The 8676-nt window shown below is 55.7% G+C and carries 11 protein-coding genes; 10 read left to right on the plus strand and 1 reads right to left on the minus strand.

Annotated elements, in window-relative coordinates:
- Positions 1 to 680: 680 nt before the first annotated feature.
- The 4 genes from LPU83_RS05250 to hxsB all read left to right on the plus strand — a co-directional run bounded on the left by LPU83_RS05250 (position 681) and on the right by hxsB (position 4104).
- Positions 681 to 836 carry a hypothetical protein gene (locus LPU83_RS05250; RefSeq protein ID WP_157997277.1) on the plus strand — a complete coding sequence of 52 codons (156 nt, stop codon included), beginning with the start codon at positions 681 to 683 and terminating at the stop codon, positions 834 to 836.
- A gap of 378 nt (positions 837 to 1214) precedes the next feature.
- Entirely contained in the window at positions 1215 to 2405 is a 1191-nt protein-coding gene (locus LPU83_RS05500; RefSeq protein WP_157997278.1) for a hypothetical protein, read from the plus strand.
- On the plus strand, positions 2402 to 2698 hold the full coding sequence (locus LPU83_RS05785) for a hypothetical protein (protein ID WP_024319237.1): 297 nt from the start codon (positions 2402 to 2404) through the stop codon (positions 2696 to 2698). The genes LPU83_RS05500 and LPU83_RS05785 overlap by 4 nt, the downstream gene beginning before the upstream one ends.
- Entirely contained in the window at positions 2695 to 4104 is a 1410-nt protein-coding gene (gene hxsB / locus LPU83_RS05815) for a His-Xaa-Ser system radical SAM maturase HxsB (RefSeq protein WP_157997279.1), read from the plus strand. Before LPU83_RS05785 ends, hxsB begins: the two co-directional genes overlap by 4 nt.
- A gap of 26 nt (positions 4105 to 4130) precedes the next feature.
- On the opposite strand, the gene LPU83_RS75280 is transcribed toward hxsB, so the two are convergent.
- Positions 4131 to 4403 carry a hypothetical protein gene (locus tag LPU83_RS75280; protein ID WP_309475159.1) on the minus strand — a complete coding sequence of 91 codons (273 nt, stop codon included), beginning with the start codon at positions 4401 to 4403 and terminating at the stop codon, positions 4131 to 4133.
- Here LPU83_RS75280 and hxsC point away from each other — a divergent pair.
- Genes hxsC through LPU83_RS06280 form a run of 6 tightly spaced genes read left to right on the plus strand, consistent with a single transcriptional unit; the run spans position 4291 to position 8174 of the window.
- Positions 4291 to 5187: a His-Xaa-Ser system radical SAM maturase HxsC gene (hxsC, locus tag LPU83_RS05860; protein WP_309475158.1), complete on the plus strand. Its 897-nt coding sequence runs from the start codon at positions 4291 to 4293 to the stop codon at positions 5185 to 5187. The two genes, LPU83_RS75280 and hxsC, sit on opposite strands and share 113 nt — an antisense overlap.
- A complete protein-coding gene (gene hxsA, locus LPU83_RS05895) occupies positions 5184 to 5816 on the plus strand; it encodes a His-Xaa-Ser repeat protein HxsA (RefSeq protein WP_024319076.1) in 633 nt (210 codons plus the stop codon). Before hxsC ends, hxsA begins: the two co-directional genes overlap by 4 nt.
- A gap of 27 nt (positions 5817 to 5843) precedes the next feature.
- Positions 5844 to 6524, plus strand: coding sequence for a vWA domain-containing protein (locus tag LPU83_RS05950; protein ID WP_024319075.1), 681 nt, complete (start codon positions 5844 to 5846; stop codon positions 6522 to 6524).
- On the plus strand, positions 6521 to 7042 hold the full coding sequence (locus tag LPU83_RS06250) for a PP2C family serine/threonine-protein phosphatase (protein ID WP_231052405.1): 522 nt from the start codon (positions 6521 to 6523) through the stop codon (positions 7040 to 7042). Before LPU83_RS05950 ends, LPU83_RS06250 begins: the two co-directional genes overlap by 4 nt.
- A gap of 32 nt (positions 7043 to 7074) precedes the next feature.
- Complete coding sequence (locus tag LPU83_RS73645) at positions 7075 to 7290, plus strand: hypothetical protein (protein ID WP_231052404.1); 216 nt, start codon at positions 7075 to 7077, stop codon at positions 7288 to 7290.
- Entirely contained in the window at positions 7287 to 8174 is an 888-nt protein-coding gene (locus tag LPU83_RS06280) for a protein kinase domain-containing protein (RefSeq protein WP_024319074.1), read from the plus strand. The genes LPU83_RS73645 and LPU83_RS06280 overlap by 4 nt, the downstream gene beginning before the upstream one ends.
- Positions 8175 to 8676: the final 502 nt, after the last annotated feature.

The raw sequence follows: 8676 nt of genomic DNA on the forward strand, positions 1-8676 counted from the left end.
AAGTGGCTGTCACATAAGATAGCTTATGGAACTAACAGGCGGTTTTGGAGGTGTTGCTTTTTGCTCTAAAACCGCCGTTTAAGCCGCTGCGGATTTCTGTGCAAACTGCGGTTTGACCTGTTGCTTTCTGGCTTCTGTGTGTGAGCGCGTTCGCCGCGCTATCAAATCGCGAGGCAGCATGCCGGTCAATCTATGGCATCAAACATTGCCGCCAGCCCTTCGTGATATTGTCAGTGTGAATTCGCTCGGCAATACCGCGCTTCTTTGCAACGATCTGGTCTGACGCGCTAGATTCTTGGGAAGCATCTTAGTGCAAGGCGAGAATTTCGCCCGCTCTCCTATCCGCACGCGTCGGGTCGATCGACGACAAACGCCTAGGCGGTTGGATTTCCTATCGCTCGTCGATGGCGGCGCTGAACCAGATTGTTCGGACGGCCTCCATCGAGATGGCACGGATGCATCCCGAGGCGGTCGTGACAGCGGTGCATCCCGGGACGGTCAGGGCGCTGCTCTCAGCCCCCTGCTCGGCGGGCCATTCTACGGTGAGTCCGGAGGAAGCTTCCGCCTCGATCCTGAGCGCGCTCGACGGGCAAAAACACCAGGGTGTTCATCGCCTATGACGGCAGCACCATCGAATGGTAGACGCTGAGCTCAGCTTACCGGAACGTGGGTATTGCCAAATGCTCGCTCGCCTCTTCGATCAGGTCGTCCCAGCGCCCGCTGGCGGCCGCTTCCGCAATTCGATCCTCGAGTTCATCAAGCTTCCAGTTCTCAACCCCCTGGATGATGACGACGACCTCTTCCGGCCAGTCGAAATGCGTCGCCAGTCGCAGTAACCCTGCGCGGTCGTACTCGGCCTTCTCGTTCTGCCGACAGTGTCGCGTCCAACCAAATAATCTACGTGGCGATGCTCAATAGAATGTTCCATCTGCACGCTTGGTCGGTCCATTCGTGCGCTTAACCGTCGCGTCATCGAGCATGCTGTTACCTTTAGAACTTATCGTCTCCATAGATGAGAAGCTGAAAGGTCTGTCGGCGGAAGCGAAATCTTCAAGAACAAGTGTCTCCGATCGGAGACATGCCCTCCCCGGGAGAGCTAATGCCACCAATAGCAAATATGTGGCAGCTATATTCAATCTTTTTAGGGACAAGCAGTACCCGGTGGTTGCATTACTTAGGCGCCTAGTTATCGTCGCGTATTGAGGGGCAGAGTCTTGCCGGATTTCAATTTACCTAGTGAGGCCGGAAAGGCTTCAGACATGAAGTGCCAAGACAGGTCACGTACCTACATAGCAGGATTTCTCGCGGGCCCGATACTTGCCACGGCAGTTACGCTGACGCCGCTTGCGGTTCACGCTCAGGCTGTAGAGGGCGTGTATCTCGGTCAGGATAGGTCCGTCCTCGAGCGTTGGGCCCCAGCAAAGAATGCATCGACATCCGCAGGCTATACGACCGTGACCGTCTGGCCTCGCAGCGGCGTTTCCCTTGAGGTGACGTACTCGGCGTCCAATGGGACAATAGTTGCCCTGGAGGCAAAGGCGGCCGAAGCCAGCTCAAAGGCGGGTGCAAACTTTGGCGATTTCAAGTTTGGCCGAACATCGCTCCGCGATATCCGATCAAAGTTTGGCACGAGCGGTGTCCTCTATCCGAATGTCTGTCCGGCCACAGCGACGTCGTCCGGCGCTGTCGAGATTCTCAACTATTATGACGTCCAGGGTACCGATTTCGTTGCCAAGTTTGTTACCACGGTCGGCAGTTCTGAACTTGCCCAATTGAATACGAAATACGGCAATTTGCTCTACGCAAACATGCCATCATACGCGCTGCTCAGCGGCGTGGGCATCTACCAACGGGAATATCTGGAAAAGACTCAAGGGTCGCCGAGCGTCCGCGACGCTGGCTACGAACCAATCAAGTGGGTGCAGGGCGAACTGGCCCCGTCCAATCTTCCAACCATCTCATTGGACAGGATCAAGCCATCTCAGCTGCCTGTATTCAGAATTTACAACGGTCCGAACAACTATCCCGATTTCAGCGGTCGCGACCAGCGGTTCAGCAACTTTCGCATCAGGATAGCCGACGGCATGACGGACGGCCCCAAATTCGCAGGGGAGTATTCGGTCATTCAGTTTGGTTGTGGGACGGGCTGCTCAGTCGCGTACCTGGGCAACAACCGGACTGGGGAGGTGTTCGATGTGCCCGTCGGCGGCGAAGACAACATGTATCTGAACCTGAAATTCCAGCTCGACAGCCGTCTCCTTGTTGCCCAATGGGCCGACAACGACCCCGGCAAGTGCTTTGTCGACTTTTTCAGCTTCGACGACGGAGCTTGGACCGAGTTGATGAGGCGCGAGGTCGGTGCCGCCGACGCCTGCTTCAAATCGGTGGCGGAAAATCTACGGTGAAACAGCTGATGCCAACCCTGGAAATGCTCGGTGAACAGGGGGCAACAATGCCCCTGACCTTCACAATGCCAGAGCAACTGCACGAGTACGTACCGGATGCAATTATCCGCTTTCGTTACCTGAACCCTGGCCTCGACGTCGCCTGGGATGGCCACGCCGTGGCGATGACGCTCCCACCCGATCGCGCGGTCGAGTTGGAGCAGGAACTCATGTTCTGCGTCTATCGGCAAAAGATTTATGCTGAGACACTTCCGCTCCGGAAGACACTCCTCGCGGGAGTGACGGGCCTTTGACTGTGATGCCATTGAAGTTTCGGAAGATGTCCGAAGGTAGCCTGATTTTCGCGGACGATGCGGGCGGCTTCTTTCAAGCAGATCAGGAGTTTCTGCGCCGCTATGCGTTGGGGCACCTTACTGAAGGCGATACGGAATTTTTAGAAGCGAACGGCCATGCATTTCAGGAACCGGGCGACCTCGCTTATGCAGGTTTTGAATATCGGTTCGCCAGCCGTCTCTACACCCCCGGTGACCTCGACTACGTTATTCTCGTCCCGTCCCTGCGCTGCAACCTCGCCTGCGGCTACTGTCAGGTCTCGAGGGTAAATGAGAAAACACCGGGGTTCGATTGGACTGATGAGACCCTGAAGGCGGTGATCCGGTTCCTGGACGGACTGTCCACGAAGAGGATCAAGGTCGAGTTTCAGGGTGGCGAGCCACTCCTTCGCTTAGACGTGTTGAAGGAGGTTCGCGACTTCTGTCGGTCCAGATTCGATAAATGCGAGTTTGTTGTCTGCACCAATTTGCAGGACCCCAGCGACGACGCATGGGAATTCTTGGAAAACCAGGACGTGTTTGTTAGCACATCATTCGACGCGGATCCCGGCACGCATGAGGCTCAAAGGACGATCACAGCGGACAGGACCCAGCAATTCCTTGGAAATTTTCGCCGAGCACTCGATCGGCTTGGCACCGACAGGGTCTCGGCTCTGCCCACCATCAATCCACATAGCCCGCCCCCGGCGAGATCGATCATCGAGCACTACGCATCGTTGAACCTGCGCTCGATTTACCTACGCCCCATCAATTATCAAGGGTTTGCGCGGAAGAAATACGACGCACGCAGCAGTGCTTCGACGTGGAGCGCTTACTATTCGGCGTTCATTGACGACCTGGTCGATTACAATTGGAACTCAGAGTATGCGGTAGAAGAGTATTATTTCGTCCACTGTCTGCGGCGGGTGCTTCGATCGGGCCACAACGGACACGCCGATCTCAGAAATCCAAGCACCGTCGGCTCTGGGTACGTCGTCATCGACCATGACGGAAAATTCTATCCCACTGACGAAGCTAGGATGATCAGCCGTGTGGGTCAGTTCGACTTCGCCATGGGCGATGTCTTCACGGGCATTTCCCGCTCCAAGATCGATTTGCTGAACGAAGAGGCAATCAACAACTTCCACCCAGACTGCGTTCACTGTCCCTATCAGCCGTTTTGTGGGATCGACCTGATTGACGACCTGTCTCGCTATGGGCGAATCGATTTGCCAAAGCATCTCACTGACTTCTGCCAGAAGCACACGAGCATCTTTGATAAGATTTTCTCTATGATCTACTCCGCCGACCCGAAGGTTCGGAAGTCCCTCGCAGTCTGGTCTGGTGTTCCGAATTTCGACGGCTCCATCGGGAAGCGGCCACAATGATCGGACTACGACTCCAGATCGATCCCCTACCCCTTATCGAGCCGATGGTCGTAAGGCTGCGGGATACCACGCCGAGCGAAGTCACGGAACACGATGCGATCCAGATCGATAGGCGAGACAGCCGTAGAGAGTATGATTTCAATGGCTTCTCGCTGGTCGTTCATAGCGATCAATCCGAAGATCTTGATGGTGACGTCATCTTGGCCATCCCCGGTCAGGCCAGCCCATCGATTGATCAGGGCAAGCTCGCCGCACAACACCTTCCTTGTCACCGAGCAGTGCGACCAGCTCTGTGTCATGTGCTCGCAGCCCCCAAAAAAGTATCACGCCGATCTTTTCGAACAGTTTGAGACAGCCGCAATACTAGCGCCAAACAAAAGCGTACTTGGCATCTCTGGCGGCGAGCCGCTTCTTCACAAGGAAAAGCTCTTCCGGATGTTCGAACGCGTCGCTCGTCTGCGACCAGACGTCACCTTCCATGTCTTGAGCAATGGCCAGCATTCCACAAAGGACGATGTCAAGCAGCTCATAGAGATCGGAACGGAACGAATTCTCTGGGGCATTCCGCTTTATTCGTCCGACCCCCGAACCCACGACCAGATTGTTGGCAAGCCCGGAGCCTTTCGATCCCTAGAACGGGGACTCGCCGTCTTGATGCAGGCCGGAGCCTCCGTCGAATTGAGAACCGTCGTACTACAGCAGAATCGCCGTCATCTCGGAGCTTTAGCCGACTTTGTCTTCACTAGGTTAAGTTTCATAAATGTCTGGGCGCTCATGCAGTTGGAGCGCATTGGCTACGGTCGGATGAACTGGGCAACATCCTTCCTCGACACCTCTATTGATTTCGAGCCGATCTCTATGGCGGTCGACCGGACGGTCGCGCGGGGTATATCGGTTGCTCTTTATAATTTTCCTCTCTGTTCAGTTCCGAAGGAGTATCGGCAGTATGCCCCGTCTACGATCTCCGATTGGAAGCGAAAATACTTGGGGTTTTGCAAGGAATGTAACGCTCGCTCAGCTTGTGGTGGGTTTTTCGAGTGGTATAGTCACGACCAGGTGTTTTCTGCGCTGGGTCCATTATGAAAAGAAGACTGTTTCTGATCCCGTCTTTTCTAGCGGCGGGGTTCTTTCCATCTAAGTCCGAGGCATTGGTTCCAGGCGACGCCGTAAAGAAGACAAGCCAACTTCCGACTGTCCTTGAGCGACTTAAGCTGAAGCATATCTACACGCTGGCTGGACACCGATCACACAGCTCTCATAGCTCTCACCGGTCTCATTCGAGCCACCGATCGAGCAGCGGCGGCGGCTACACTCGGACGGAGCCCACTTGGAATACTCCGTCAACCACGGATACTTATATCGCACCCGTCCCCAAATATACGCCCCCGGTGCCGAGAGCACCCACACCGACCTATTTGCCCTCCCCGACAACGTCTTCGGCTTCCACTTCGGAATACGACACTCTACCGAACACGTTGCCGGGCCCCTCGCCTTTGAAGGTTCTTCCTGGCAACTCCCAGAGGTTTTCGCAAATTGTGATGCAGGTCCAAACCGCGCTGACCGCCTACGGCTACTATTCGGGGCTCATTGACGGCAAAGTCGGCCCCTCCTGCAAAACCGCGCTCGTGGCAATGCAGACTGATTACCAGCTCAAGGTAACTGGAACCATCACACCTGAGGTCCTCAACGCCTTTGGCATCGTCGCCAATTAGAAATCCCAAAGACCGGAAACATTCAAGATGAGCAATCCATTCGAACAGCAACCGTTTGAAGGCGCTGAATTCGTCGACAATCCTGAGCCGCGTTGTCCCTGCCTACTTTTGCTCGATGTATCAGGCTCGATGAACGGAAGGCCGATTAAGGAGCTGAACGACGGTCTCGTACAGTTTAAGGACGAGCTGTTTGCCGACTCTCTGGCCGCGAAACGTGTCGAAGTCGGCTTGGTAACCTTCGGACCTGTGACTGTCGTCAACGATTTCCAGGGCGTTCAGAATTGGTATGTGCCGGACCTGCAGTCCCAGGGCGACACTCCAATGGGATCGGCGATCGAACAAGGACTGCAGTTGGTGCGCGACCGTAAGAACCAGTACCGTCAGAATGGCATTTCCTATTATCGCCCATGGGTATTCCTAATCACGGACGGCGGCCCAACAGATTCTTGGCAGAACGCGGCGAGCCTCGTGAAGGCTGGAGAGGCCGAAAAGGCATTCTCGTTCTTTGCAGTCGGCGTTGAGGGCGCGAACATGGAAGTCCTTTCCCAGATCTGCACCCGAGCACCGCTTGCGCTCAAGTCGCTTCGGTTCCGCGATCTCTTCTGTTGGCTTTCCAGTTCGCTCAGCTCGGTTTCTCAATCGAACCCCGGCGACGCCGTGCCTCTGTCCAATCCAGCAACACCTGACGGATGGGCATCGATTTCATGATCGGTAAATGGCGTTGGGCTGCGGCCCGCTCCATCGGCACGTCTCATCTGAAAAATGGCACTCCTTGCCAGGACTACGTCTGCGCCAAGGAGTTCCTGACGCGTCATGGCTCGGTCATGGCGGCGGTCGTTTCGGACGGCGCCGGAAGCGCGTCACATGCGGAGTTTGGATCTCGCACGGTCTGCATAGGCCTATTGAAGTCCTGCAGGGCGTTCCTTTTCGACGCCGCTCTCGCCGAGTTGAATGAGGATGTGGTTTGGGACTGGATCGATGCGACCCGTGAAACCATCAACGTCAAAGCAAGCTTCGCCAAGGTTCGCCCACGGGACTTCGCGGCGACCTTGGTCGCTGTTCTCGTTGGCGAGGAAGCCTCGATCGTGATCCATGTAGGTGATGGCGCGGCGGTTATCAGGCGATCTGGCTGTGACGAATGGGAAGTTCCGTACTGGCCGTACCAAGGCGAGTACGCGTCAACGACCTCCTTTGTAACAGACGATCCCCACCGCGGCTCATGGTGATACCGGTTGAGGGCGTTATCGAGGAATTCGCCGTGTTCTCGGACGGCATTGAGCGGCTGGTTTTGGATCACCTTGGGCATACTGCCCATCACCCGTTCTTCAACCGCATGATGGCGCCACTGAAAGCATCGGATGCTCCGTCCGTCGACAGTGCGCTTTCGCATGCACTCAAGGGCTATCTCGAGAGTCCGAGCGTCTGTGAGCGGACCGATGATGATAAGTCGTTGTTTTTGGGATTGCGGGTTTGACCACTGTCGTTTCATCCGATGGACGTCGTCTCACCCTTGGCTCTACGCTCGGTAAGGGCGGAGAAGGTGCCGTTCATCACATCGTCGAAGCACCAGATCTCGCGGCGAAAATCTACAATCCAGGTAAGGCCAAGGAGCGACGCGACAAGGTAGCCGCCATGGTTTCGGGTCGGCTGAACGATAAATCGACCTATGTCGCCTTTCCGATCGACACCCTAAAGTCACCGTCCGGTGAATTCTTGGGTTTCACGATGAAAAAGGTAGCGGGCTTCAAGAGCGTTCACGATCTCTATGGGCCCGGCAGCCGGAAAACCGAGTTCCCGACGGCGGACTCTCAGTTCCTTCTGCGAGCAGCGATAAACCTCGCCAATGCGGTGGCCAGCATTCATGCCACTGGCTGCGTCATCGGCGACATCAACCATTCTGGCATCCTGGTCTCCAACAAGGCCCTGGTAACGCTGATCGACAGCGACTCCTTCCAATATCGCGTCAGCAGCGACACCTACCGGTGCCTGGTCGGTGTCGCGGAATACACCCCGCCGGAGCTTCAAGGAGCGTCCTTCAGCAAGATCGACCGTACCCCGAACCACGACAATTTCGGTCTAGCAGTATTGCTGTTTCAGTTGCTTTTCCTCGGCCGCCATCCCTTCGCAGGTAAATACCTTGGAAAAGGAGACATGGACATCAAGACCGCCATCAAGGACGGTCGATTTGCCTATAGTTCTCGCAAGGCCGAAACGATGATGGAGGCTCCGCCGTTTGTCCCGGCCCTCGGCGACTACGGCGAGGATACCCTTGAGGTTATTTCGATTAGTCAACCACCGCCTTCCTCAAAGCTCTCATGCTTATCCGGTTTAATCCGGCTCCTCATGACTTCCAACTGAAAGCTGCCTTTTGTGGCGGTCTTCGAATGCTTTGCGAGCTAGGACATCGCTCCGCCGATAGGTGAGAAGCCTGTTCAGAAGAGTCACGAATCCCGGGATTGCTGTCATGATGGCCGGGTCATTGATGGCACGGTTTTGAAGCTCAGGCGCTTCAACAGGTTGTTTGTCGCAAGGACGGTGCGTTCGCCAAGTCCTAAAGCGCTCGGTTCTGCCCCCGAAAACTGACGGGTGATTGTGACGCCTTGGCTTGCGCCAGAATCCGTTGATTTGGTCGAAATGCCACGATAGCTCTGCGCCTGGCGTTCGGAATCAGGGTGCGATGGCATTGCTCCCTTTGAGCGGGCCTACCCAATTCCCGCCCCACACTCATTGAAGCGCAATTGGACAGCGTCAGTGAAACAGTACTTGATCGACGCCCCAACAGTCACTGCATTTCTGATGACGGCAGAGAGTGAGGAGAAAGCGATCGCGGCCCTTTACGACATCACGACATTGATGGAAC

This window comes from Rhizobium favelukesii, assembly GCF_000577275.2.
Classification (GTDB): Bacteria; Pseudomonadota; Alphaproteobacteria; order Rhizobiales; family Rhizobiaceae; genus Rhizobium; species Rhizobium favelukesii.